This is a genomic window from Embleya scabrispora DSM 41855 (assembly GCF_000372745.1).
Taxonomy (GTDB): Bacteria; Actinomycetota; Actinomycetes; order Streptomycetales; family Streptomycetaceae; genus Embleya; species Embleya scabrispora.
The window spans coordinates 19,540-43,751 of sequence record NZ_KB889672.1; the positions used below are offsets into that span (position 1 = coordinate 19,540).

Below are 24,212 nucleotides of genomic sequence, written 5' to 3' on the forward strand. Positions count from 1 at the left end.
CCCGAAACGCCGAAGGGCGGGCACTCCCCTGGGGGAGTGCCCGCCCTTCGGCGTGCTGCGCACCGGCTCTGCTACATCACCGCGATGGCGAGGGCCCGGCGGGCGCGCATGGAGGCGACCTCCGCCCGGCGACGCATTTTTCGCGCCATCCGGACGTGGTACGCCCTGCGTTGGAGCTCCGCTTCACGGAGCTGTTGATCCATCTGAGCCCTCGCGAGGGCTTCGTTGATGAGATGCAACTCCCTGCTCCTGTCATTGGGCAAAACGGCGTTCGTATCGTGGATGTGCTTCATGGGTTCCTGCGCGTACGTGGTGCGTCGGGTGCTCGTGTGTCGGGGTCCTGCGGGCGGGGTCACGCGGCGACCTCCGTCTTGCGCGGACGGCCACGGGGACGCTTGCGGGCGACGACGACGCCCTGCACGAAGAGCTCGCCACCCCAGACGCCCCAGGGCTCGCGGCGCTCGAGCGCCCCCTGGAGGCACATCTCGCGCACGGGGCACTCACGGCAGAGGGCCTTCGCGTACTCGACGTCCTCGGGAGACTCGGCGAAGAAGACCTCCGGGTCGTAGGAACGGCAGGGGATCGTCGACTCGAGCTGCTCGACGTCCTCGAAAGCGGTGAGGGTCATCAGGTCTACCTCCGATGTCGCTGTGGCTGTGCTGCCGGGTGCGGGGGGTTTGCCGTGGGGCACGTGGTGCTCCTGTGATTCGTGGGACTCGTGTCCCCGGTGGTCGCTACTCGGTGCTGCTGACAGCCGACAAAAGACAAGGGCCGCGGATCCCGGTGTTCGGGATTCCGCGGCCCTGGAGGGTGCCGACCTGACGACTCGTCAGGTCCTGTTCCTCCAGGACGGATACCCGTTGTTACCGGCAAAACCGGCCATGGTCATTCCATTGGCCTGCTGCGTTTCCTGCTTCTGCGCCTGCTCGCAGACTGCCGCGCTCGACGGTCGCTCACTGCGACGCGTCGCGGCTGCCTGCTCGCCTTGCCACGGACCCTCGGCGCTGCCCGCCAGACCGACGAGACCTGAGGCACCCGCTGCTGCGGACACACCACTGCCGTTGCCGCGCAGTCGCGCGGAGGCGGTGATCAGGGCATCGGTCCCGGCATAGGACAGATCCACGGGGAGCCCGGCCAGGCCGGACTTGGGCAGGGAGAGATCGGCATGCGACAGCTTGGCGGAGCCCACCGACACCACGACCGAAGCGGCGGCGAACGCCTGACGCTGGGCTTTCAAGTTCCTGGTAATCACGACGTTCACCTCCTTTCGAGAGGGCTTCGGGGCAACACCGCAGGGGTGCTTCCAAGTTTCATGGACGAGCACGGTCGAACGTTCCGACCGTGCTCGTGAGCGTAGATGCGGTTTGGAGCGAGACGCAAACGATTTATTGCATGGCCCTCGTCACTTGAGGGAAACCCCTCGGAACTCACACCCCGTCAGGAGCATCCTCGTCCTCCGGGATGTGCTCGATCTCGTCCGGCGCGGGCTCGATGGCGAGGTCGTGACCGGCACACAGCGCGAGCACGTCGTCACCGAACCGTTCCAGTTTGGTTCGGCTCACCCCCGGGATCGCAGCCAGTTGGCGCTCGTTGAGCGGCCGGGTCTCCGCGATCGCGGTCAGCGTCGCGTCGGTGAAGATGACGAACGCGGGCTGGCTCTGTTCCCGGGCCCGCCCCAGCCGCCACTCGCGCAACTGCTCGAACAGGAACTCGTCGACATCCGAGGGGCAGTCCAGGCAGCGGCCGATCTTGCGCTCGGCGGCGTCCTGGAGCGCCCGCGCGCAGACCCGGCAGCGCACCGGTCCCACATTGCGCCGGAGCCGGGTCGTGCCGTCCGGACCGCGGCCCGGGCCCGCGGCGGCGCGGAACGCGTCGGGCCGCCCGGACCCGGTGCCGGCCGAGCCGCCGACACCGCGCAGGCCGTCCAGGAAACGGGAGACCTTGCGCGCACGCCCGCCGGGGGTGCGGGCCTGCGCCCAGGACAGGGACAACCGCTCACGAGCGCGGGTGACCCCGACGTAGAGCAGCCGGCGCTCCTCCTCGATCTTGTCCGGGGTGTCCGCGTAGGCGATCGGCATCATGCCCTCGTTGAGACCGACCAGGAACACCGCGTCCCACTCCAGGCCCTTGGCCGCGTGCAGCGACGCGAGCGTGACCCCCTCCACGGTCGGCGCGTGTTGCGCGCTCGCCCGCTCGGCCAGCTCGACGGTGAAATCGCGCAGCGTCGCCTCCGGCCGCTTGATCGCGAACTCCTCGGCGAGCCGCAACAACGCGGCCACCGATTCCCACTTCTCCCGAGCCTGGCCGGAGCCGGCGGGTGGCTCCACGCTCCACCCGGTGTTGCCCAACACCGCGCGCACCTCGCCCGCGAGCGAGCCGGTCTCCGGCTCGGATCCGCCCGAGATGGCGTGCGCGCGCAGGAAGTTCATCGCCTGGCGAACCTCGGCGCGCTCGAAGAATCGCTCGGCGCCCTTGAGCAGATACGCCACCGATCGCTCGGCGAGCGCCTGCTCGTACGCCTCGGACTGCGAGTTGGTCCGAAACAGCACGGCGATCTCGGCGGGTCGCACGCCGTCCTCGATCAGCGCGCTGATCTGCTTCGCGGTGCTCTCCGCCTCGGCCTGTTCGTCGGCGTGCTCGACGAAGCGCGGGGCCGGGCCCTCGCCGCGCTGCGAGATCAGTTTCAGCCGGTGCTTCGCGGCCTCGCCCGAGGCGTGTGCGAGCAGCCGGTTGGCCAGGCCCACCACCTGGGGGGTGGAGCGGTAGTCGCGGACCAGCTCGACCACCTCGGCGTCCGGATACCGGCGGCGGAAGCCGAGCAGGTAGGCGGGCGTCGCGCCGGTGAACGAGTAGATCGTCTGGCTCGCGTCGCCGACCACGCACAGGCTGCGCGCCTCGTTCGCCCACAGGTCCAGCAGCCGCTGCTGAAGCGGGTTGACGTCCTGGTACTCGTCCACGGTGAAGTGCCGGTATTGCGCCTGGACCGCCTCGCGCACCTCGGGCCGCTCGTCCAGCAGTCCGATGGTGAGCAGCAGCACGTCCTCGAAGTCCATCCGGCCCTTGCCGGACTTGAGCTTCTCGTAGGCCGCGTAGATGTGCGCGATCTCGGCGGCCGCGCGCGGCGGCTTGCGGCTCGCCGCGAGCACCGCGCGCGGATAGTCGTCCGGGGCGGTCTGGGTGGCCTTGGCCCACTCGATCTCGCCGGTGATGTCGCGCAGCTCGGCCCGATCGGCTCGCAGTCGGCAGTGCTGCACCGCGTCGCGGACCAGCATGATCTTGGTCTCCACCAGCTGGGGTGGCGCGCCGCCGAAGACTTTCGGCCAGAAGTAGGACAACTGGCGCAGCGCCGCCGCGTGGAACGTGCGCGCCTGTACGCCGGGCACGCCCAGGTCGCGCAACCGGCCGCGCATCTCCCCCGCGGCGCGCGCGGTGAAGGTGACCGCCAGGGTCTGGCCGGGCTGCATCGCGCCGGTCAGCACGCCGTACGCGATCCGATGGGTGATCGCCCGGGTCTTGCCGGTGCCCGCGCCCGCCAGCACGCACACGGCGCCGTCGACGGCCTTGGCCACCCGCCGCTGCTCGGGATCGAGCGCGTCCAGGACGTCGTCGGGGGAAGCGATCATCGACCCATCCTCTCAGGCATCCCGGCGACGCGAGGCCGGTTGTGCACAGGCGCCCGGGTCGTGCACCGGTGTGGAATCAAACCGATCGCACGCACGTTGTGCCGGTGTCGAAAGCCGTTCCCGGACCGGGCGAACAAAGGAGTGCATGACGATGTCGGCCCCCGTGACGATGTACAGCACGACGTGGTGCGGCTACTGCCGCCGGCTCAAGAGCCAGATGGAGCGCGAAGGCATCGCCTACACCGAGGTGAACATCGAGCACGACCCCGCGGCCGCCGACTTCGTGATGAGTGTGAACGGCGGCAACCAGACGGTGCCGACGCTGGTGATCCTGCCGCCGGACGGCGGGGAACCGCTGTGGACCGCGACCAACCCCAGCCTCGCCCAGGTCAAGGCCGCCGTCGCGGAGCTCGCCGCCTGAGCGCGAGCGACCCGACGAGTGCCGCGGCCCGCGACGCATTCCCGTCGCGGGCCGCGGCACGTGCGGGCGGGGATTACCAGTGGTTGCCCTCGTCCAATGTCTCGCCGTACCACTTCTCGATCAGGTATCGGGCGATGGAGAGCGTCCCGGGCAGCAGCACCTCACCCGTGTCGATCGCCTCCTTGAGCTGTGTCCGCGAGTACCAGTGCGCCTCGGAGATCTCCTCGCCGTCCACCCGCACCCGGTCGTCCTCGGCATAGGCGAAGAAGCCCAGCATCAGGCTGGAGGGGAACGGCCACGGCTGGCTGGCGTGGTATTCGGTGGACGCGGTGACGACCCCGACCTCCTCGTGCAGTTCGCGCGCGACGGCCTGCTCCAGCGACTCGCCGGGCTCGACGAAGCCGGCGAAGGTGGAGAACCGCCGGTCCGGCCAACTCGCCTGCCGGCCGAGCAGACACCGGTCGTCCCGGTCCAGCACCAGCATGATCACCGCCGGATCGGTGCGCGGATAGTGCTCGGTCCCGCAGGCCGGACAGCGGCGCACGTGCCCGGCCGCGGCGATCTCGCTCGGCCGCCCACAGCGCGCGCAGAACCGGTGGGTGCGATGCCAGTGGTGCAGCCCGGTGGCGTGTACGAGCAGTCCCGCGTCCCGGTCGTCCAACAGCGTGCCGAGTTCGCGCAGCGTGCCCTCGCGCACATCCGCCGCGGGCTCCGCCAACTCCTCCACCGTGACCGCGAAGTAGCTCACTCCGGCCGGGTCGACGCCGAGCAGGTAGCGCTCGCCCGCGGGTGCTCGGGCCGGTTCGACCAGGACCAGACGCGGCGCGCCGGTGTCGCCCGTCCACTGCGTCCGGCCGTGGGCCAGGACCAGGACGCGCGTATCGGGCCTGCGCCACGCCTGGTCCAACCAGACCTGGTCCAGGCGGTGTTCGGCCGCCCGGTCGAGAGTGGCTCGGGCCAGCGCCTGCCCGGCGACAGGCTTGGGGTGGATCAACTGACGTCCCTCCCGGATCGTGCTTCGTGCCAGGTCGCCGCGAGATCCGTCCAGAGGTACGCGGCGGCCTCCGCGCCCTTGAGGAGCAGCGGCTTCTCCACCTTCTCATCGACCGAATGCCAGCCGTCGTCGGGCAGCGAGACGCCCAGGAAGACCACCGGTGCGCCCAGCACCTCCTGCAGGTCCGCCTCCGGCCCGGAGCCGCCCTCGCGGGTGTACAGGATCTCCGTGTCGAACGCGCGGCCGAGCGCGCGGGCCACCGAGCGCAGCGCGGGATGGTCCAACGGCGTCAGGCACGGCCGTACGCCGGTGCCGAAGTCGAGTTCGCAGCGGATCCCGGCGGGCACCCGCCCGGCCACCCACGCGCGCACGATCCGCTCGATGTGCTCCGGGGCCTGCCGGTCCACCAGCCGGAAGGAGACCTTGGCGTGTGCGGAGGCGGGCACGATCGTCTTGCGGCCGGGGCCGGTGTAGCCGCCCCAGATGCCGTTGACCTCGGCGGTGGGACGGGCCCAGACCCGTTCCAGCGTGGTGTAGCCGGCCTCGCCGCCGGCCGCCGCGGACTTGGCGTTGTCCAGCCACGCGGCCTCGTCGAACGGTAGCTTGCCGAACAACTCCCGCTCGCGGTCCGTCAGTTCGCCGACCCCGTCGTAGAAGCCGGGAATCGTGACGTGGCCGTCCTCGTCGTGCAGCGCGGCGATCAACCTGGCGAGCGCGGTGGCCGGGTTGGGCACCGCGCCGCCGAAGGACCCGGAGTGGATGTCCGCGGTGGGGCCGAAGAAGTCGATCTGCACCTCGGCCAGGCCGCGCATGCCGGTGCAGGTGCTGGGTGTGTCCGCGCCCCACATGCCGGTGTCGGAGACCACCACGACGTCGCACGCCAGGCGATCCCGGCGCTCGCGCAGCAGCGCCGGCAGGTGCTCCGAGCCGGACTCCTCCTCGCCCTCGACGATCAGCTTGAGGTTGACCGCGGGGCTGTCCCGTCCGGTCGCGGCCAGATGCGCCCGCACCCCGAGCAGGTGGAAGAGCACCTGGCCCTTGTCGTCCGCCGCACCGCGTGCGTACAGCCGGTCGCCCTGATCGGTCGGCTCGAACGGCGGCGTGCTCCAGCCGTCGGCGAGCGCCGCGGGCTGCACGTCGTGGTGCCCGTAGACCAGCACGGTGGGCGCGTCCGGGTCGGCCGAGGGCCACTCGGCGAACACCGCCGGCAACCCGCGCGTCTCCCACACCTCGACGGTGGGGAAGCCGGCGTCGCGCAACGCGCCGCCCAGCCACCACGCGCTGCGCTCGACGTCGGCCGCCGCGGCCGGGTCGCCGGAGATCGAGGGGATGGCCAGCCAGGTGCGCAGGTCGGCGAAGAAGTCGGCGGCGTGCGCGTGCACGTAGGCGGAGATGTCGTGGTCGGGGATGCTCATGGATTCGACCATATGCCCGCCGCGCGGGCGGGCGGCGCGTGGTGCCGGAGCGTCGATCGGTCCGCGCCGGGACCGCCCCGGCCGGCCCGGTGGGGTTACCGTCGGTCGATGACGACGTTGCGGATCGCGACCTTCAATCTCCTGCACGGCATGGATCTGGCCGACGGCGAGTCCGATCCGGACCGGCTGCGCGCCGCGTTGGCCGACCTCGACGCCGACATCGTCGCCCTCCAGGAGGTCGACCGGCATCAGGAGCGCTCGGGTGGCGCGGACCAGGCGGCGATCGCGGCCGAGGCGCTGGGCATGTCGCAGTGGCGCTTCCTGGCGTCGGTGCACGGCGTGCCGGCGCCGGTGTCGGGGTGGACCGAGGACGAGCCGGTGCCGGGCGAGCGACGGGTGTACGCGGCGGACGAGCGGGGCGAGGGCGGGCCCGGGTACGGCATCGCGCTGCTGTCCCGGCTGCCGGTCTCGCACTGGCGCGTCCGGCGCTTCCCGGCCGCGCCGCTGAGCCTGCCGCTGCGGGTGCAGGGGCGGCCCGGTCTGACCCGCGTGCCGGACGAGCCCCGAGGTGTACTCGCGGCGGTCGTGGAGGGCCCGCACGGGCCGTTCACCGTGCTCGCGGCGCACCTGTCCTTCGTACCCGGCTGGAACATCTCACAGCTCGCCCGGATCCGCCGCTCCACCGCCGACCTGCCCGGCCCGCAACTGCTGCTCGGCGACTTCAACCTGCCCGGACGCATCCCGCAGGCGGTGGTCGGCCGGCGCCGGCGCGGTGCGGGCGCGGTGCGCTGGCGCTCGCTGGCCCGGGTGCCCACGTACCCCTCGTATCACCCGCGGGTCCAGTTCGACCACGTGCTCGGACACGGCATCGGTCCCGAGGCGGTCCGACGCACCGAGGCGGTCCGGTTGGGCGTCTCGGACCACTGCGCGCTCGTGGTGGAGTTGAAGGTCGGCTGAGCGGCCCTCGCGGCCTCAGGCGGTCAGCTGCGCGCCGCGCAGCCCGTCTTGCCGGGCGACCACGGGCCGGTAGCGCAGCAGCACCATCGCCGCGTCGTCCTGGAGCGGATGGCCCACGTGCCGCCGGACGTCGGCCTCCAGCCGGTTCAGGGTGTCCTCGACCCCGGGCAGGCTGTCGGGCGCGCGGTCCGGGAGCGGGTAGAACTCGCCGGCCGGGTTGCGCGCCTCGATGATCCCGTCGGTGTAGAGCAGCAACCGGTCCTCGGGCAACAGCGGCACCCGCAGCACGGGCAGATCCAGTTCGCGCAGATCCACGATGCCCAGCGGCGGGGTCGGAGTCGGCGGTTCCAGCGGCTCGGCGCCCACCCCGCGCAGCAACAGCGGCGCGGGATGCCCGCAATTGAGCACGTCCACGCAGGCGTTCTCGCTCGGGAAGCCGAGCAGGATCAGCGTGACGAACTCCTCGTCGTCCTCGCCGAGCCGACGCTCCAGACTGGCCGACAACCGTCGGGCCACGCCCGGCAGGTCCGGCTCCTCGTACGCGGCCTCGCGAAACGCGCTGAGCACCGCGGCGGCGGTCCGCACCGCGCCCAGCCCCTTGCCGCGCACGTCCCCGATCGCGACCCGGACGCCGAACGGGGTCGGCACCACCTCGTACAGGTCCCCGCCGATCCGCGCCTCGGCCGCCGCCGCGCGGTAGCGCACGCCGACGGTGAGCGGACCCATGGACCTGGGGACCTGGGGCAGCAGCACCTCCTGGGCCGCCTCGGCGACGCTGCGCACCTCCTCGATGGTGCGCTCCTGACGCATCCGCACATGTACGCCCGCCCACGCGGTGGTGGTCACCAGCGCGATCGAGACGAGCGTGATGAAGGGCTCGCCACCGCCTCGGCCCTGCCCGACCGCGGTCAGCGCCACCGCCACCACGGCCGCGACCGCACCGGTGACCAGCGGTCCGCGCGGGGCCGTCTGGGTGAGTCCGGACAGCGCGGGCGCGACCGCGAGCAGCGGTGCCACGTGTACGTTCTCCGGCGTCGCGGCGGCCAGCACCACGACCGCGAGGATCACCAGGAACGGCAGCAGGCGCAGGAACAGGTCGATCGCGGGCAGCAGGGGACGGTCGCCCGCAACGCCGACGAGCCGCAGTGCCCGTCTCGTTTGTGCTGTTCCGCGCACCGGTGCCGTATCCCGTCCCGTCGAAGTTCGCCGTACCGCCGATCCTGACTAAACGATACGAGCGTCGGAAACACGCCGCATCGGGCCCATCGTCACCCGGCCCGTGTTTCCCGGAGATCAAGGACCTTGGTCCGGACCCGATTCGTCGGCTTCCGTGAACAACTGTTCCAGTTCGTCGCGACCCGGCAGTCCCCTGGGCCGGACGAGTTCGCCCGTCCGCACGTACAAGAACGCGGCCGAGACGTCCTCGATCGGCACGTCGGCGTATTCGGCCCAGGCCAGCCGGTAGACCGCGAGCTGGAGCGGGTCCGCGTTCTGCACCCGGTTGGTCTTCCAGTCGACCACCTCGAAGCCCTCGCCCTCGCGGTAGACCGCGTCGATTCGACCGCGCACGATCCGACCACCGAGGAAGAGCTGAAAGGGTGCCTCCACCCGGTACGGGGCGCGCTGCGCGTAGGGCGTGCGCAGGAACGCCTCCTGGAGCGCGAGCAGGTCGGCCTCGTCGGTGATCTCCTCGTCGGCCGCGCCCGGCAGGTCGTCGGGTTCGAGCAGCGGCCGCTCGCCGAACAGCGACTCGACCCACGCGTGGAAGCGCGTGCCGCGCCGGGCCGCGGGGGCGGGCGGACGCGGCATCGGTCGGGCCAGCTCGCGGGCGAGGCCGTCCGGGTCGTTGGACAGGCGCAACATCTGGGACGCGGACAACGTCGGGGGCAGCGGCACCTCGCGCACCCCGGATCGGCCGCGGCGCAGTTCCTCGGCCAACCGGACCAGGTCGCGGTCCCACGACTCGATCAGGGCCAGCTCGTCCGGCGTGGGCTCGACGGCGGCGCCGGCCGCGGGGCCCTCGACCGGGGGGTGCCCGGCGCGCACCTCGTCGGAGGGGCCGCGAACCTCGGCCGAGTGCCCGCGCGGGTCCTCGTGTTCGCGCGCGTCGTCGTGCTCGGGCACGGGCTGCTCGTGGTCGGGCGGCCCGAAATCGTCCTCGGGCGGCGGCGCGTCCTGCTCCGGGTCCGCCGGGACGTGGGCGTCGTAGACCTCGACCGGCACCTGCTCGTCGTCGGCCGGCCCGAAACCGGACCCGGACTCGCGCTCGGGCTGGGGCTCGGGCTCGGACTCGGGCGCGAACCCGTGCTCGTGCTCGGACGTGTGCTCCGACCCGTGCCCGGCCCCCGCCCCGGACTCGGGCGCGCGTCCGAACCCGGCGTCGCGTCCAGGCTCAGGGTCGCGCCCGGGCCCGGTTTCGGCCTCGACCGAAGGATGCTGCACCGCGTGGTCGACCCGCCGGGCGGCCTCGCGCCGGGCGAGCTCGGCGAGCACCGCGTCGGCCGCCCGGCGACGCTCCATCAGCGCGGTCGCGTCCAGCGGCAGCGGCCAGGCGTGCTCGACGGTGTTCGCGAGATACGGGTTGACCGGTTCGGCGGGCTCGGGCGTCCAGACCTCGACGGTGCCGTTGCCGGCCAGGCAGTGCTCGCGCAGGCGGCTGAGGAACTCGGAGGGGCCGCGCCGCTTCTTCTGGGTGGGTCCCCACCAGTGGCCGGACGCGATCAGCAACTGCTTGGGCCGGGTGAAGGTCACGTAGCCCAGGCGCAGTTCCTCGGTCGCCTGATGCTCGCGCATCGAGGCGTCGAAGGCCTTGAAGCCCTTGGGCGTCAGGTCGGGCAACACCGCGAGCGCGGCGGCGTCGCCGCGCAGCGGGTGCGGTAGCGCCTTGCCGTTGGTGATCCACTTGCTCTGCGTACGCACGCTCGGGAAGACGCCCTCGATCAACCCGGGGACCGCGACCACCTCCCACTCCAGGCCCTTGGACTTGTGTGCGGTGAGCACCTTCACCGAGTCACCGGCCGTGGGCAGGCTGCCGTCCAGGCCCTTGTCGTGTTCGGCGGCGGTGCGCAGGAAGGCGAGGAACGCGGTGAGCGAGGGGTCGCCGTCCAGGTCGGCGAAACCGGCCGCGACATCCAGGAAGGCGTGCAGCGTCTCCCGGCGGCGGGCGGCCAACGCGCCGGGCGACGCGGACAACTCGACCTCCAGACCGGTGCCGGCGAGCACCCGGTGCAGCAGGTCCATCAGCGGTTCGCCCAGGTGTCGGCGCAGGTCGCGGATCTCGGTGGCCACCCGGGCGAACCGGCGGCGCGCCTCGGCCGAGAACGCGTACTCCTCGCCCGGGTCGGCGAGCGCGTCGGAGAGCGAGACCACCTCGGTGGGGTCGATCCCGGCCACCGCCTCCTCCAGGCGCGCGTCCGCGTCGTCGGCGCCGGCCCGGTCGACCCGGACCAGTTCGGCCGCTCGGCGACCCAGCAGGGCCAGATCGCGCGGGCCGATCCGCCAGCGCGGCCCGGCCAGCAGGCGCACCAGCGCGGAGTTGGCGGTGGGATCGTCGAGCACCTCGCACACGGCAACCAGGTCGGCCACCTCGGGCAGGTGCAGCAGCCCGGACAGGCCGACCACCTCGACCGGGATGTCGCGCCGCACCAGCGCCGCGTGGATGTCCGCGAAGTCCGCCGCGGTGCGCGCGAGCACGGCGACGTCGCCGGGGGTGATCGGGTCGCCGTTCTTGTTCAGGACGGTGTCGATCGCGGTCTTGATCCGGTCCGCGAGCCAGTCGATCTCCGAACCGTGGGTGGGCAGCAGCGCGGCGACCGCCCACCCCTCGTGTTCCGCGCCGGGGCCCGGGCGCAGCGCCTCCACTCCGCTCTCGGGGGTGCGCAGCGGTGCCGAGAGGTCGTTGGCGAAGGCCAGGATGCGGCCGCCGCTGCGCCGGTTCTCGGACAGCGCGTAGCGGGCCGCGGGGGTGCCGTCGCGGCCCGGGAAGTGCACCGGGAAGTCGTGGATGTTGGCGACCGAGGCGCCGCGCCAGCCGTAGATGGCCTGGCACGGGTCGCCGACCGCGGTGACCGGGTGGCCGTGCCCGAACAGCCCCTGTAGCAGCACGCGTTGGGCCACCGAGGTGTCCTGGTACTCGTCCAGGAGCACGACCCGGTAGGTGTCCCGCAGGATCTCGCCGACCTCGGGCCGCTCCCCCGCGATCCGGGCCGCGTAGGCGATCTGGTCGCCGAAGTCGAGCAGGTCGCGGCTGCTCTTGGCGTGCCCGTACGCATCCACCAGGCGGGTCAGGTCGAGCCGGTTCCGGGCCGCTTCGGCGGCCTTGCGGGCGGCGGCGGAGGGCTTGGCGGCGGCCTCGACGTCGGCGACGAAGGCCCGGTCCCATTCCTGGAGCCGCTCGGGGAACACCAGGTGTTCGGCGAGTTCACCGCCCAGGTGCAGGACCGAGGCCACCACGTCCGGCAGCCGGCCGGTCAGCGTGGGGAAGGGACCGCGTGCGGTGCGGGCGGCCCGGGCCGCGAGCTGGTAGCGGGTCGCGTCGGCGAGCAGCCGGGCGGAGGGTTCCAGCCCGATCCGCAGGCCGTGCTCCTGGAGCAGCCGGCCCGCGAACGCGTGATAGGTGGACACGGTCGGCTCGCCCGCGTCCTCGTCGGCCGGGATCTCGCCGCCGCGCAGTTGTCCGATCGCCTTGCGCACCCGCTGCGCGAGCTCGCCGGCCGCCTTGTTGGTGAAGGTGAGGCCGAGCACCTGGTCGGGGCGTACCGCGCCGGTTCCCACCAGCCACACCACGCGGGCGGTCATCACCGTGGTCTTGCCGGATCCGGCGCCGGCCACGATCACCCCGGGGCTCAGCGGTGCGAGCACGGCGTCCAGCTGCTCGGGCGTGAAGGGGATCCCGAGGAGGCGACACAGGTCGTCCGGGTCGGTCAGTACGGCGTGCACCGGAGGAACAGTAGTGCCGTGGCCGGACACGTGAACGTGGCCGGCCACGGCACCGCCCCGCACGGCGACAGGGACGGTTGCGGTGCGGGGCGGTGCCGTGCGGTGGATCGGGCACTCGAATCGGGTGTCCCGATCAGGCGTCCTGGAACCCGCCCTTGAAGTCTTCCTTGGTCACCGACTCGGCGGGCGCGACGGGCAGGCACTTGGCCTTGCCCTTGGTGAACTTCACCGTGGCGTTGCCCTTGCCCTCCGACTTGATCATGAACGGGTAGGGCTTGCCCTTCTCCTGCACGAAGAGGGTGGTCGTCTCGCCCTCGTCGTCCTTCTTGCTGAGCGGGATCACCTTCACGCCGTCGATCTTGACCGGCTCACCCTTGGTCACCCCGTCGGTGGAGCCGTCGAAGAAGTCGGTCATGTTGCCGAACGAGTCGTCGTCGTCGACCGGGGTCTTCATGTACTTGCCGGCCAGCTTCGCCACGACCTGGTCCAGGACGGCGGGCGGGACGCTCTCCCCCATCGACTTCTTCCAGAACGCCGCGTCGGCCTTCATGTACTGGTCCTTGCCGACGATGATCATCTCGACCGGGTTGCCGTCGATGACCATCTTGCCCTGCACGTCCACACCGTTGCGGATGCACAGGTCCCACTCGATCTTGGTCTCCTCGTCCTGCCCGCCGCCGACCATCTTGTAGTCGGCCACCGACTTGAGCAGCTTCTGCGCCTCGTCGGCCAACACCTTGGCGTCGGTGCCGGCGTTCGACTTCTCGTCCGAGCCGCCACAGGCGGTCAGCCCGGCGAAGGCGAGGGCAACGACGGGAACGATCATGGCCATGCGTGAAATGCGCACGAAACTCCTTGATTGGGGACTGGAGTTGCTTGCATTGAGTATGGCTATGGCAAAAAACGCATGATCAACCGCCCTGATAACGACGGTTTTGCGGGGAAATGCCGACCGAAGGACACGCCGGAATCAGCCGGGGGCACCGACTAGTCGACCGTCATCCGTCCCTCCGGACGCGCGCTGCAACACCTGCGGAAGTCGCACCGGTCACAGTGCGAGCCCGTGCTCGGGGTGAAACGCTCGCCGAGGATGCGGCCGGCCACGTCGGCGAGCAGGCCGCCCACCCACGTCCCGCCGTCCGGGCCGGGCAGCGGCGGGTCCTGGGCCAGCACCAGCGGCTGCCCGGCGTCGCCCTTGTCGGCCGAGCGCAACTGGATCAGCTCGGCGCCGCCGGAAGCAGGCCGGCCGCCCTCGAAACCGGGCACCTCGTCGAGCGCGCCGGCCGCGACCGCGACCTGGTACACCGCGAGCTGCGGATGCTCCTCGATCTCGCTCCGCGTCGGCGGCCGGCGGCCGGTCTTGAAGTCCACCACGTAGGCGAGCCCGTCCTCGCCGCGCTCCACCCGGTCCATCGACCCCCGGATCTGCACCCGGTACTCGCCCGCGGTGAGCTCGACCTCGAAGCCGTGCTCGGTCGCCGCGACCACCCGGTGCCGCTCGTGGGTGTGCCAGGACAGGAACCGTTCCAGGGCGGTCCTGGCCTCGTCCTTCTGCTGCTCGGACTGCCACGGCGCGTCGAACGCCAACGCGTCCCACACCCGATCCAGCCGGTCCATCAGCACCGGCAACTCCGCCGAGGTGGCGCCCGTGCCCACCTCGTCCGCGAGCGCGTGCACCACGTTGCCGAAGCCCAGCGCCGCCGAACGCGGCGAATCCGCGTGCACCTCGCTGCCCAGGAACCAGCTCAGCGCGCAGTCGCGCACCTTGGCCACCGAACTGCCGGACAGCCGCACCGCGCTGCCCGGATCCCGGATCGGCACCCCGGGATCGGTCGGCTCCACCAGCCCCCACCACCGGTCCGGGTGCGCGGCCGGCACCAGCGCATGCCCCTCGTCGTCACGCAGGTCCGCGAGCGCGGCCAACCGGCGCGCGGCGGCCCGGCGCAGCACGGCCGGAGCCAACGGATCCACCGCCGCCGAACGCAGCTCGGCCACCAGCGCGGAGGTGGACAGCGGACGCCTGGGCCGCTCCTTGACCTCCACCGGCGGCACGCCCAGCTCCTCCAGGAACCGCGAGGGCTGATCGCCGTCGTCGTAGCTGGAGTCGACCGCGGTCACCACCAGCCGCTCCTTCGCCCGGGTGACCGCGACGTAGAACAACCGCCGCTCCTCGGCCAACAGGGCGCCCGGCGACAGCGGCTCGGCCAGTCCGTCCGAGCCGATCCGGTCCGCCTCCAGCAGCGAGCCGCGGCGGCGCAGGTCCGGCCACAGGCCCTCCTGCACCCCGTGCACCACCACCAGGCGCCACTGCAGTCCCTTGGCCCGGTGCGCGGTCAGCAACCGCACCGACTCACCGCGCAGCGCGCTGTCGTCGAGCCGGTCGCCCGGGATCTGCTGGGCCTTGAGCTCGGCCAGGAAGTTCAGCGCGCCCCGGTGGCCGGCTCGCTCCTCGGCCTTGGCGGCCACCTCGAACAGCGCCACCACCGCGTCCAGGTCGCGGTCCGCGTTGCGCCCGGCGGTACCGCCGCGCAACACCGCCCGCTCCAGCCGCCCCGGCCACGGCGTGCCCTGCCACAACTCCCACAGCGCGTCCTCGGTGCTCCCGCCGCCCGCCAGCACGTCGCGCGCCTTGCGAATCAGCATGCCCAGGCGCAACGCCCCACCGCCGACCCGCTGTTCTATCCCGACCAACTGTCCCGGCTCGGCCAGCGCGTCCCGGATCAGCTCGGCCGAAGGCCGGGTGCCGGTCACCGCCGCACCCGACGCGGCCCGCTCCTCGGCCCGCAACGCCCGCCCCAGCAGCCGCAGATCGCCCGCGTCCAGGCCACCCAAGGGGGACTGCAACAACGCGCGCGCGGTCTCCGCGTCCAGCACGCTCGGCTCCGCCGCCACGTGCAGCGCGGTCAACAGCGGCGACACCGCCTGCTCGGCGGCGATCGGCAACTCGTCGCCGGCGATCTCCAGCGGCACCCCGGCGGCCGACAGCGCCCGCCGCAGGCCCGGGATCGAACGCGCGCCGGAGCGCACCAGCACGGCCATCTGCCCCCACGGCACCCCGTCCTCCAGGTGCGCGCGGCGCAGGATGTCGGCGGTGTTGTCCAGCTCGGCGCCGGGCGTGGGATACGTGTACACCTCGACCCGGCTCGGGTCCTCGGCCCCCGACACCGACGGGATCAGCTCGCGGTGCGCGCGTACCCGGTCGCCGGGCAACCGGCTCAGCGGCATGCGCTGGGTGACCACCCGCGACGCGGCCAGCAAGCCGGCCGGTGCCCGGCGCGAGGTGCGCAGCACGACGATGTCGGCGGGCTCGCCGTCGGCCCGCGGGAAGCGGTGCGGGAAGTCGAGGATGCCGTTCACGTCGGCGCCGCGGAACGCGTAGATCGACTGGTCCGGGTCGCCCACCGCGATCAGGTCCCGACCGTCCCCGGCCAGCGCCGCCAGCAGCCGCACCTGCGCCGGGTCGGTGTCCTGGTACTCGTCGACGAACACCGCCTTGTAGCGCCCGCGCAACACCTGTGCGGTCTCCGGCCGTTCGGCCAGCAGCACCGCGCGGTGCACCAGTTCGGCGTAGTCGACCACGCCCTGCGCGTCGATCACGTCCAGGTACTCGGCGAGGAAGTCGGCCGCGGCCCGCCAGTCCCGACGCCCGGTGTCCTGGGCGAACCGGGCCAGCGCGTCCGGGTCGAGCCCGAGTTCACGGCTGCGGGCGATCACCGCGCGCACCTCGTCCGCGAATCCCCGGGTGCCCACCGCCGCGCGCAACTCGGCGGGCCAGCTCTGGCTGCCCTCCTCGACCCCGCCCGCGAGCAGTTCACGAACGAACACGTCCTGCTCGGGACCGGTGAGCAGGCGCAGCGGATAGCTGAACAACTCGGCCGGTTGGTGCTCGCGCACCAGCGCGTAGCAAAACGAGTGGAACGTGGTCGCGGTCGGCACCGCCGCGGTGCGCGCCCCGGCGGCGCGCAGCCGCGCGGTCAGCCGGTCGCGCAGTTCGCCCGCCGCCTTGCGGCCGAAGGTCAGGACCAGGATCTCCTCCGGCCGGATCCCGCGCGCCACCCGCTCCGCGACCGCCTCCACGAGCACGGTGGTCTTTCCGGTGCCGGGACCGGCCAGCACGAGCAGCGGCCCGCCTCGGTGCTCGACGACGGCGCGCTGGTAGTCGTCGGGGATCACGGGCGCGGGCGGGGCCACGGGGGTGCGCCGCAGGCGGTACGCCGGGGTCGGGGTGGTCATCTGGCCGAGAGTGCCTTCGGGTCGCCGTCGAATCCTGAGGTGTGCACGGGCCGGGCCGGCGACAAGCGGATCACGCGGCCCCGGGCGCGGTGGGTCGATCCGGGTGGGTCGGCCGCGCCCCGGTCGGCAGGGCGCGGCCGATGCCCATCAGATCACACCCGGCCCGATCGCCCCGCAGGCACACGGGAGCGCGCTGTCGCACCAGGGCGCGTCCACTGTGGCTCGGCCCGCCCCCGACGGTCAGGGGTTCGGCGGAATGTCCCGGTCGCCGGGTACCTCGTCGGGCTCCGGCACCCAACGCGCCCGACCCATGTCCACCCGCTCACCGCCGGAACGCAGCGGCGTGCCCTCGGCCCGGTAGTGCCCGGGCGCGCGCACCGCGTGGCTCTGCGGCAACGAGCCGTCCGCGCGCACCACCCGCCACCACGGCACCCCACCGCCGTACAGCGCCATCACGCGGCCGACCTGTCGGGGTCCGCCTTCCTGGAGGGCCTCGGCGACGTCCCCATAGGCCATCACCCGCCCGGGCGGGATGCGCTCGACCAGGTCGAGAACCCGCTCGGCGAAGGGGTTAGGGTCACTCATCCGGACATGGTGACAGAGTCCTCGGACACGAGGGCGGGCGCGGGCCGAACACCTTTCGCCCGCACTTCGGCGCGGCCGGCCGCAATCCCGGGCGCGGGTCGTGGCACCATCGACGCGGTGGTGACGGGTGATACGAGACCATGACGCAACGATCGCAACGGGTGCCCCCGGGAACGGGCGCGCCCTCGTAGTCGAGCCCTCACAACCGCTGCGCGTGCACCGATCGTCCGATTTGATCCGAGTCCTGCTCGGTGTACTCACCCTCGGCGTGGTCTTCTTTTTGGCCAGCATCGCCCGACAGACCACCTCGGGCCTGGAGTCGGACATCGTCCGCGGCGCCCAGAACAGCACGCCGCACCTGCTGCTCAACCTCTCCGGCGGGGTGTTCGCCGTCGCGGTGCTCGTGGTCCCGGTGGCCTACGGGATCGAACGCCTGATCAGCCGGGACGGGTTGCGGGTCGCCGACGGGGTGATCGCCGCCGCGGTGACCTACCTGGCCTCGCTCGGCCTGGACTGGTGGATCACCGGCCCCGGCCCCGAGGCACTGCGCGACGCGCTGACCCGCCCGCTGCCGCTGCCGCGAAGCGGCTGGACCGACCCGGTGCACGGCTACCTCGCGCCGATCGTCGCCTACGTCACCGCGGTCGGCCTGGTCCGCCGCCCCCGCTGGCAACTCGTGGTGTGGACGCTGCTCCTGCTGAACGCGGCGACCGTCCTGGTCGGCGGCTACACCACGCCCGTCGCGCTGCTCACCAGCGTGCTGTTCGGCCGCACCATCGCCTACGCGACGCTGTACGCGGTCGGCCTGCCCAACACTCGGCCGCCGGCCGAGTCGGTGGTCGCCGCGCTGCGCCGGTTCGGCCTGGTCGCGCTGTCCTGCGTACGCACCGACGACGGCCCCGAGGAGACCCGCCGCTACGCGGTCCGGCTGGCCGACGAGCGGCTGCTGGACGTGACCGTGCTCGACCGCGACCAGCAGGCGTCCGGCGCGATCTACCGCTTCTACCGCCGACTCGTGCTGCGCGGGGTCACCCAGCGCCGCACCGTGCTGTCCACGCGCCGCGCGCTGGAGCAGGAGTCGCTGATGGCGTACGCGTGCGCCGATGCGGGCGTGCGCGCGCCGCGCCTGGTGGCCACCACCGAGGTCGGCCCGGACGCCGCGCTGCTCGCCTACGCGCACGTGCCCGGCCGTACCCTCGACACCCTCGACGACGACGAACTCACCGACGAACTCCTGGCCCGGCTGTGGGAGCTGCTCGGCCTGCTCCAGGCGCATCGGCTCACCCATCGGCGGCTGGTGGCCGAGAGCATCCTGGTGGACGGCACGGGCCAGCCGTGGCTGATGGACCTGCGGGCCGGCGAGATCGCCTCCGGCGACCTGGCACTGCGGATCGACACCGCGCAACTGCTCACCACCGTCGCACTGCGGGTGGGCGAGGAACGCGCCGTACACACCGCTGCGGAGGTACTCGGCGCGGACACCGTCGCGGCCTGCCTGCCGCTGTTGCAAAAGGTCGCGCTCAGCCGCAGCACCCGCTCGGTGCTGCGCAAGGACAAGAACCTGCTCTCCCGGATCCGCGAGCAGATCCTGGAGCTGCGCCCGCAGGCCGAGGTCGAGCCGGTCCGGCTGGAGCGGGTCCGGGCCCGCACCCTGGTCACCGTGGTCGCCGGCGCGTTCGCGGGCTACTTCCTGCTGTCCCAGCTCAGCCACGTCGACCTGGGCGAGATCTTCAACAGCGCGAACTGGGGCTGGGCGGCGATCGGCCTGCTGGCCTCCTCGCTCAGCTACGTGTGCGCGGCGCTGATGCTGCTGGGCTTCGTCCCGGAACGGCTGTCGCTGTTTCGCACCACCATGGTCCAGCTCGCCGGTTCGTTCGTGAAGCTGGTCGCGCCACCGGCGGTCAGCGGTGTCGCGCTGAACACGCGCTATCTACAGAAAGCGGGCATCCCGCCCACCCTGGCCGCCGCGAGCGTGGGCGTGTCGCAGTTGGGCGGTCTGGTCTTCCACGTCGGCCTGCTGGCGTTCTTCGGCTACATCGCCGGTACCGCCGAGACGCCGTCCTTCGCACCCTCCGGCGCGGTGATCGCGGGTCTGTTGATCCTGGCCCTGGTGAGCCTGTTGGTGATGGCCGTACCGCCGCTGCGGCGCTGGATCGTCAAGCAATTGCGGCAACTGTTCTCGGGCATCGTGCCGCGGCTGCTGGACGTGCTCCAGACGCCGACCAAGCTCGCGGCCGGGCTGGGCGGCACGGTGTTGCTGACGCTGTCCTTCATCCTGTGCCTGGACGCCAGCGTGCGGGCCTTCGGCGGCTCGGCCAACTTCGCCGCGATCGCGGTGGTCTTCCTGGCCGGCAACGCGATCGGCTCGGCCGCACCCACTCCGGGCGGCATCGGCGCGGTCGAGGCGGCCCTGATCGCGGGCCTGACCAGCACCGCGCGCCTGCCGTTCGAGACCGCGACGGCGGCCGTGCTGCTCTACCGCTTCCTGACCTTCTGGCTCCCGGTCCTGCCGGGCTGGCTCGCCTTCGCCCACCTGCAACGCAAACAGGCGATCTGAGCACGATCGCGCGGGCCGAGGACAGCGCCGTTCCCACAGCCGAAAGCGCCGGGCGGGCCGAAGGAATCGGCCCGCCCGGCGCTTGAGGACACCTCGGCCGAAGGCCGGGTCGATGCCCGGCCTTCGGCCGCCGAAACCTAGTAGACCGGCTTCTCCGGTTCGATCTGGTTGACCCACCCGATCACGCCGCCACCGACGTGGACCGCGTCGGCGAATCCCGCGCTCTTGAGCACGGCCAGCACCTCGGCCGAGCGCACGCCGGTCTTGCAGTTGAGCACGATCCGCTTGTTCTGCGGCAGGTCCTCCAGGGCGCGACCCATCAGGAACTCGTTCTTGGGGATCAGCCGCGAACCCGGGATCTTGACGATCTCGTACTCGCCCGGCTCGCGAACGTCGATCAGATCGATGTTCTCGCCGGCGTCGAACCACTCCTTGAGCTGCCGCGGGGTGATGGTCGAACCGAGCGCGGCCTCCTGGGCCTCCTCGGACACCACACCACAGAACGCCTCGTAGTCGATCAGCTCGGTGACCGTCGGGTTCTTGCCGCAGACCGCGCACTCGGGGTCCTTGCGGACCTTGACCGTGCGGTAGGTCATCTCCAGCGCGTCGTAGATCATCAGCCGGCCGACCAGCGGCTCGCCGATGCCCATCAGCAGCTTGATCGCCTCGTTGACCTGGATCGACCCGATCGACGCGCACAGCACGCCGAGCACGCCGCCCTCGGCGCACGAGGGGACCATCCCGGGCGGCGGGGGCTCCGGGTACAGGCAGCGGTAGCACGGGCCGTGCTCGGACCAGAACACGCTGGCCTGGCCGTCGAAGCGGTAGATCGAGCCCCACACGTACGGCTTGTTCAACAACACGCAGGCGTCGTTGACCAGGTAACGGGTGGCGAAGTTGTCCGTGCCGTCGACGATCAGGTCGTACTGCCCGAAGATCTCCATCACGTTGTCGGCCTCGAGCCGCTCTTCGTGCAGGACGACCTCGGTGTACGGGTTGATCTCCTTGACCGAGTCGCGCGCGGACTCCGCCTTGGATCGCCCGATGTCGCTTTGCCCGTGGATGATCTGGCGCTGCAGGTTGGACTCGTCCACGGTGTCGAACTCGACGATGCCGAGCGTGCCGACACCGGCCGCGGCGAGGTACATCAACGCCGGGGACCCCAGGCCACCGGCGCCGACACAGAGCACCTTGGCGTTCTTCAGCCGCTTCTGCCCGTCCATCCCGACGTCGGGGATGATCAGGTGGCGCGAATAACGACGGACCTCGTCGACGGTCAGCTCGGTGGCCGGCTCGACCAGGGGTGGTAGCTGCGACACGGAAACTCCGATGGTCGGACTGTCTATCTCGGCTCTTTTCCTATCGCAACAGTGCCACGCTCGTCCCGATTCCCGGGCACCGGGTCCGGTCCGTGAGATTCGCGCGCGCGAGGGCCGCCGGGCGCCTTCGAGGCGGCCCGGCGGGCGCGGATCCGTCCTACTTGGTGAGCTTGCCCGACGGGTACGGCCACGGGTTGGCCTCGCAGGTCTCGCCCTTCATCGCGCCTTCGCTCGCGACCCGGGTCTTGGTCTGCTGCATCATCACCGGGGCGAGGCCCGCTCCGATGCCGCCCGCGCCACAGGACTTCTCGTGATTGTGCCCGAGCCGGTGGCCGACCTCGTGGTTGATCAACATCTGCCGGTAGCCGACGATGTCGTCGCCGTAGGCGGTCGAACCCTGGGCCCAGCGCCAAGCGTTGATCATCACGTAGCGAGTGCCGTACGCGTCGCACGAGACGTTGTCCGTGCTGGTGTCGCCCACGATCGGGGTGCAGGCCTTGTGCACCGATTCCGGACTGGCCAGGCGCACCACGAAGTCCGCCTTCGGGGAGTTGTCGGTGCGCTCGAAGGTGAGCCCGCCGCTGGCCCAACTGCGCTTGTCGTTCAGGGTCTTCTGCACCGTCGTGGCGAACAGTTCGCCGTCCAACTGAAGGCCCTGTTCGATCTCCACCGCGTACGTGTACTTGCGGCCGGGGCCGGGCGCGGCCTCCTTGCCGGACACCGTCTCGAACTTGCCGCTCAGGCCGAGCTTGGGGTCGAGCGGGAAGCGCAGGGTCAGCTGGTCGGTGGTGACCGGCGACGCGGGCGTCGGCAGCGGCAGCGAGGAGGCGCCACCCTGGGTGACCGGGTCCCGGTCCGAGGAGCGCGACGCGGCCTGGTCGGTGGGCCTGGTGGCACCGCCCGGCGTGGCCTGGTCGTCGCCGGCCGCCTGGCTGGAGGAGCCCTCGTCGGGCATCTGGAGCACGACCGCGCCGGCGAGCACCGCACCGGTGACCACCGCGCCGCTCGCCGCGACCAGGGTGCGCCGCCCCTTGCGCGGCGCGGGCCGGTTCGCCTTCCGGCTCTGCGCGCGTCCCCGGGGCGGGATGCTCCCGGTATCCGGCTCGAAGCCGTGCTCCGTCTCCTTGGCCGAGTGCCCGGGGCCCGGGTGGTCGTCGGTCGGCTCGGTCGCGAACGAGAGTTCTTCCAGGTCGAGTTCGGGGGCGGACGCGACCCACGGCTCGGACTCCATCGGGTACTGCCCGGCCCCGGGACGAATCGCCGGCTCCGGCTCGGCGGGCAGTTCGTACAGCGCGTCCGCGAGCGGATCCTCCATCGGAACCACCGCCGGGTAGCCGCCCGAGGCGTCGTAGCCGTAGCCGACGAAGCTCTGCGGCTCGAACGTGGTGGTGTCGTACGTCGGCGCGGCGGGCGGCTCGATGGTCGCGTGCATCCCGCTGGGATAGCCGTCCGCGGCGTACAGGTCGTTCGCCGCGCTCGTCGCCGGGTAGCCGCCGGTGGCATAGGCATCCGCGCCGAAGGTGTCCGTGCCGAAGGCTTCCGTGCCGAACGAGCCGGTGACGAACGAGCCGGTGTGCAGGGCGCCCGTGCCGAAGGCGTCGACACCGAACGTGTCGGTGCCCATGGTGTCGGTGCGGAAGGCGTCCGGGACGTGGCCGACCGTGCCGGCCTGCGCGCCGTACGGCTCCAGCGGGTCGTCCCAGTGCGCGGGCTCGCCGGGCATCGTCCCGGTCACCGACCAGGTGCCGGAGCCGACCTCGGGCGCGGGGTGCTCCCAGCCGTGCTGTTGCCCGCCGTCGTACCCGTGGCTCCCGGTGTGTTGCTGCGCGGCCGGGTAGGCGCCGTAGCCGGGGTCCACGGGGTAGCCGTGGTAGCCGGTGTCCTGCTCGGGATAGCCGCCACCGTACGAGGTGTCGGTCCAGCCGCCGCCGTAGCCGTCGTCGTGCACCTGCCCGTACGCGGCCTGTTGCGGCACCGCCGCGTAGCCGCCCGAGAGCGCGTCGTCCGGCAGGCCCTCTCCGCCGTACTGCACGCTCGTCTGCGTTCCCGAGTGACGTCCCATGAGTCTGCGTTCACCCCACCACGTTCGACGGCGATAGGGCCCCGTCGAGAAGTTCGCGGAAACCCCGGGCCACCACGCGGGGGTGTTCGAGCATGGCCACGTGCCCGGAATCGGGCACCACCAACAGTCGCGCGTCCGGGAAGGTCTCGGTCGCGCGCTTGGCCATACGCGCGTCGACCAGCTTGTCCCGGCGTCCGTAGACGAGCAGCGTCGACGCCCGCACGTCGGCCGCCTGCCGCCACAGCGCCCGCTCGCCACGCTCCAGGTAGGCCCCGATGACCGACCGGGTCGAGTGCGAGAACGCGTCCATCATGTACGGGAGTTCGAGCCGACGCCGATACTCGGCCGCGGCGTCCGCGAAGGCTTTCTCGCCGACCGCGTCCGGGCTGCCGTACATCATCGCGATCGACATCCTGGTGCGGTCCTCGGGCGTCATGTTGCGGCTGAGCCGCAGCAGCGCACGGCCCACGCCGGGCACTCCGAGAGCCGCGGTCGGCAGCACCGACGGGCGCACCCGCAGGTCCGGCAGCGCGGGCGAGATCAGCGTCAGCGTGCGGACCAGGTCCGGCCGGCGGGCGGCGAGCCGCGTGGCCACCGAACCGCCCATCGAATTGCCGAACAGGTGCACCGGGCCCTTGCGCAGCGACAGGATCGCGCCCTCGACCGCACGACAGTGCGCGGAGATCGAGTAGTCCCGGTTCCGCGGCGGCGGCGAGTGCCCGAAGCCGGGCAGGTCGATCATCTCCACGGAAAGATCCGACCGCAGTTCGGCGGCCAGTTCCGTCCAGTTCAGCGAGGAGCCGCCGAGGCCGTGGATCATCATCGCGGGCGGCAGATCGCGGTCGCGGAGCGCGTCGTGGCGCACCACGACCTCACTGCCGGTGGCGACTTCGACCGTACGCGCAGGCCAAGGCGTCGCGTCGGCGTCGCTTGCGGGGCTGAGGGTCGTCACGGTGGGCAATATTACGAGATGATCACTGAGACGGAAGAGCGGATGCCTCGACCGACTTCGTCGCACCGGGTGGTCTCGGCTCTTATGCCCTGGTTCATGACGCCACTGTAAACGCTCCGCACATCACGTTTCGACATCGATCCCCGAAGTGCGGCA

17 protein-coding genes are annotated in these 24,212 nt (G+C 72.0%); 3 read left to right on the plus strand and 14 right to left on the minus strand.

The genetic code is table 11. From position 1 onward, the window contains the following. Nucleotides 1–71: 71 nt before the first annotated feature. The 4 genes from A3IC_RS71260 to A3IC_RS0123850 all read right to left on the minus strand — a co-directional run bounded on the left by A3IC_RS71260 (nucleotide 72) and on the right by A3IC_RS0123850 (nucleotide 3,623). Nucleotides 72–293, minus strand: a complete 222-nt coding sequence (locus tag A3IC_RS71260; protein WP_020552576.1) for a hypothetical protein — start codon at nucleotides 291–293, stop codon at nucleotides 72–74. 59 nt (nucleotides 294–352) lie between these two features. Beyond that, on the minus strand, nucleotides 353–691 hold the full coding sequence (locus tag A3IC_RS0123840; RefSeq protein WP_026218651.1) for a WhiB family transcriptional regulator: 339 nt from the start codon (nucleotides 689–691) through the stop codon (nucleotides 353–355). A gap of 138 nt (nucleotides 692–829) precedes the next feature. Further along, the gene (locus tag A3IC_RS0123845; RefSeq protein WP_020552578.1) at nucleotides 830–1,261 is read right to left on the minus strand and encodes a hypothetical protein; all 432 of its coding nucleotides are present in this window, start codon (nucleotides 1,259–1,261) and stop codon (nucleotides 830–832) included. 166 nt (nucleotides 1,262–1,427) lie between these two features. Continuing rightward, complete coding sequence (locus A3IC_RS0123850; protein ID WP_020552579.1) at nucleotides 1,428–3,623, minus strand: ATP-dependent DNA helicase UvrD2; 2,196 nt, start codon at nucleotides 3,621–3,623, stop codon at nucleotides 1,428–1,430. A 151-nt stretch (nucleotides 3,624–3,774) separates the two neighbouring features. Between A3IC_RS0123850 and A3IC_RS0123855 the strand changes: the two genes are divergently transcribed. Next, nucleotides 3,775–4,044, plus strand: a complete 270-nt coding sequence (locus A3IC_RS0123855; RefSeq protein ID WP_026218652.1) for a mycoredoxin — start codon at nucleotides 3,775–3,777, stop codon at nucleotides 4,042–4,044. 73 nt (nucleotides 4,045–4,117) lie between these two features. On the opposite strand, the gene nudC is transcribed toward A3IC_RS0123855, so the two are convergent. Together nudC and A3IC_RS0123865 are read right to left on the minus strand one after the other, a co-directional pair. Continuing rightward, nucleotides 4,118–5,038: an NAD(+) diphosphatase gene (gene nudC, locus A3IC_RS0123860; RefSeq protein ID WP_020552581.1), complete on the minus strand. Its 921-nt coding sequence runs from the start codon at nucleotides 5,036–5,038 to the stop codon at nucleotides 4,118–4,120. Continuing rightward, on the minus strand, nucleotides 5,035–6,453 hold the full coding sequence (locus A3IC_RS0123865) for a dipeptidase (protein ID WP_026218653.1): 1,419 nt from the start codon (nucleotides 6,451–6,453) through the stop codon (nucleotides 5,035–5,037). The genes nudC and A3IC_RS0123865 overlap by 4 nt, the downstream gene beginning before the upstream one ends. A gap of 108 nt (nucleotides 6,454–6,561) precedes the next feature. Here A3IC_RS0123865 and A3IC_RS0123870 point away from each other — a divergent pair, with 108 nt between their 5' ends. Next, nucleotides 6,562–7,410 (plus strand): endonuclease/exonuclease/phosphatase family protein, encoded by an 849-nt coding sequence (locus A3IC_RS0123870; protein ID WP_106668995.1) that lies wholly within the window; start codon nucleotides 6,562–6,564, stop codon nucleotides 7,408–7,410. 15 nt (nucleotides 7,411–7,425) lie between these two features. Here the strand turns inward: A3IC_RS0123870 and A3IC_RS56225 are convergent, their stop codons facing one another. From A3IC_RS56225 to A3IC_RS0123895, 5 genes are all read right to left on the minus strand, one after another. After that, a complete protein-coding gene (locus A3IC_RS56225) occupies nucleotides 7,426–8,586 on the minus strand; it encodes a PP2C family protein-serine/threonine phosphatase (RefSeq protein ID WP_020552584.1) in 1,161 nt (386 codons plus the stop codon). Nucleotides 8,587–8,703: 117 nt separating this feature from the next. After that, a complete protein-coding gene (locus tag A3IC_RS0123880; RefSeq protein WP_020552585.1) occupies nucleotides 8,704–12,348 on the minus strand; it encodes an ATP-dependent helicase in 3,645 nt (1,214 codons plus the stop codon). 133 nt (nucleotides 12,349–12,481) lie between these two features. Continuing rightward, on the minus strand, nucleotides 12,482–13,195 hold the full coding sequence (locus tag A3IC_RS0123885; RefSeq protein WP_158696076.1) for a hypothetical protein: 714 nt from the start codon (nucleotides 13,193–13,195) through the stop codon (nucleotides 12,482–12,484). 140 nt (nucleotides 13,196–13,335) lie between these two features. Beyond that, nucleotides 13,336–16,581: an ATP-dependent helicase gene (locus A3IC_RS0123890; protein WP_020552587.1), complete on the minus strand. Its 3,246-nt coding sequence runs from the start codon at nucleotides 16,579–16,581 to the stop codon at nucleotides 13,336–13,338. Between the two features lie 240 nt (nucleotides 16,582–16,821). Further along, a complete protein-coding gene (locus tag A3IC_RS0123895; RefSeq protein WP_020552588.1) occupies nucleotides 16,822–17,166 on the minus strand; it encodes an MGMT family protein in 345 nt (114 codons plus the stop codon). 214 nt (nucleotides 17,167–17,380) lie between these two features. On the opposite strand from A3IC_RS0123895, the gene A3IC_RS0123900 reads away from it, so the two are divergent. Then, nucleotides 17,381–19,723: a lysylphosphatidylglycerol synthase transmembrane domain-containing protein gene (locus tag A3IC_RS0123900; protein ID WP_020552589.1), complete on the plus strand. Its 2,343-nt coding sequence runs from the start codon at nucleotides 17,381–17,383 to the stop codon at nucleotides 19,721–19,723. 137 nt (nucleotides 19,724–19,860) lie between these two features. On the opposite strand, the gene moeZ is transcribed toward A3IC_RS0123900, so the two are convergent. The 3 genes from moeZ to A3IC_RS0123915 form a co-directional block, all read right to left on the minus strand. Further along, nucleotides 19,861–21,042 carry an adenylyltransferase/sulfurtransferase MoeZ gene (gene moeZ / locus A3IC_RS0123905; RefSeq protein ID WP_020552590.1) on the minus strand — a complete coding sequence of 394 codons (1,182 nt, stop codon included), beginning with the start codon at nucleotides 21,040–21,042 and terminating at the stop codon, nucleotides 19,861–19,863. A 157-nt stretch (nucleotides 21,043–21,199) separates the two neighbouring features. Continuing rightward, on the minus strand, nucleotides 21,200–23,104 hold the full coding sequence (locus A3IC_RS71265) for a DUF3152 domain-containing protein (RefSeq protein WP_079026638.1): 1,905 nt from the start codon (nucleotides 23,102–23,104) through the stop codon (nucleotides 21,200–21,202). 10 nt (nucleotides 23,105–23,114) lie between these two features. Continuing rightward, on the minus strand, nucleotides 23,115–24,056 hold the full coding sequence (locus tag A3IC_RS0123915; protein WP_245599413.1) for an alpha/beta fold hydrolase: 942 nt from the start codon (nucleotides 24,054–24,056) through the stop codon (nucleotides 23,115–23,117). Nucleotides 24,057–24,212: the final 156 nt, after the last annotated feature.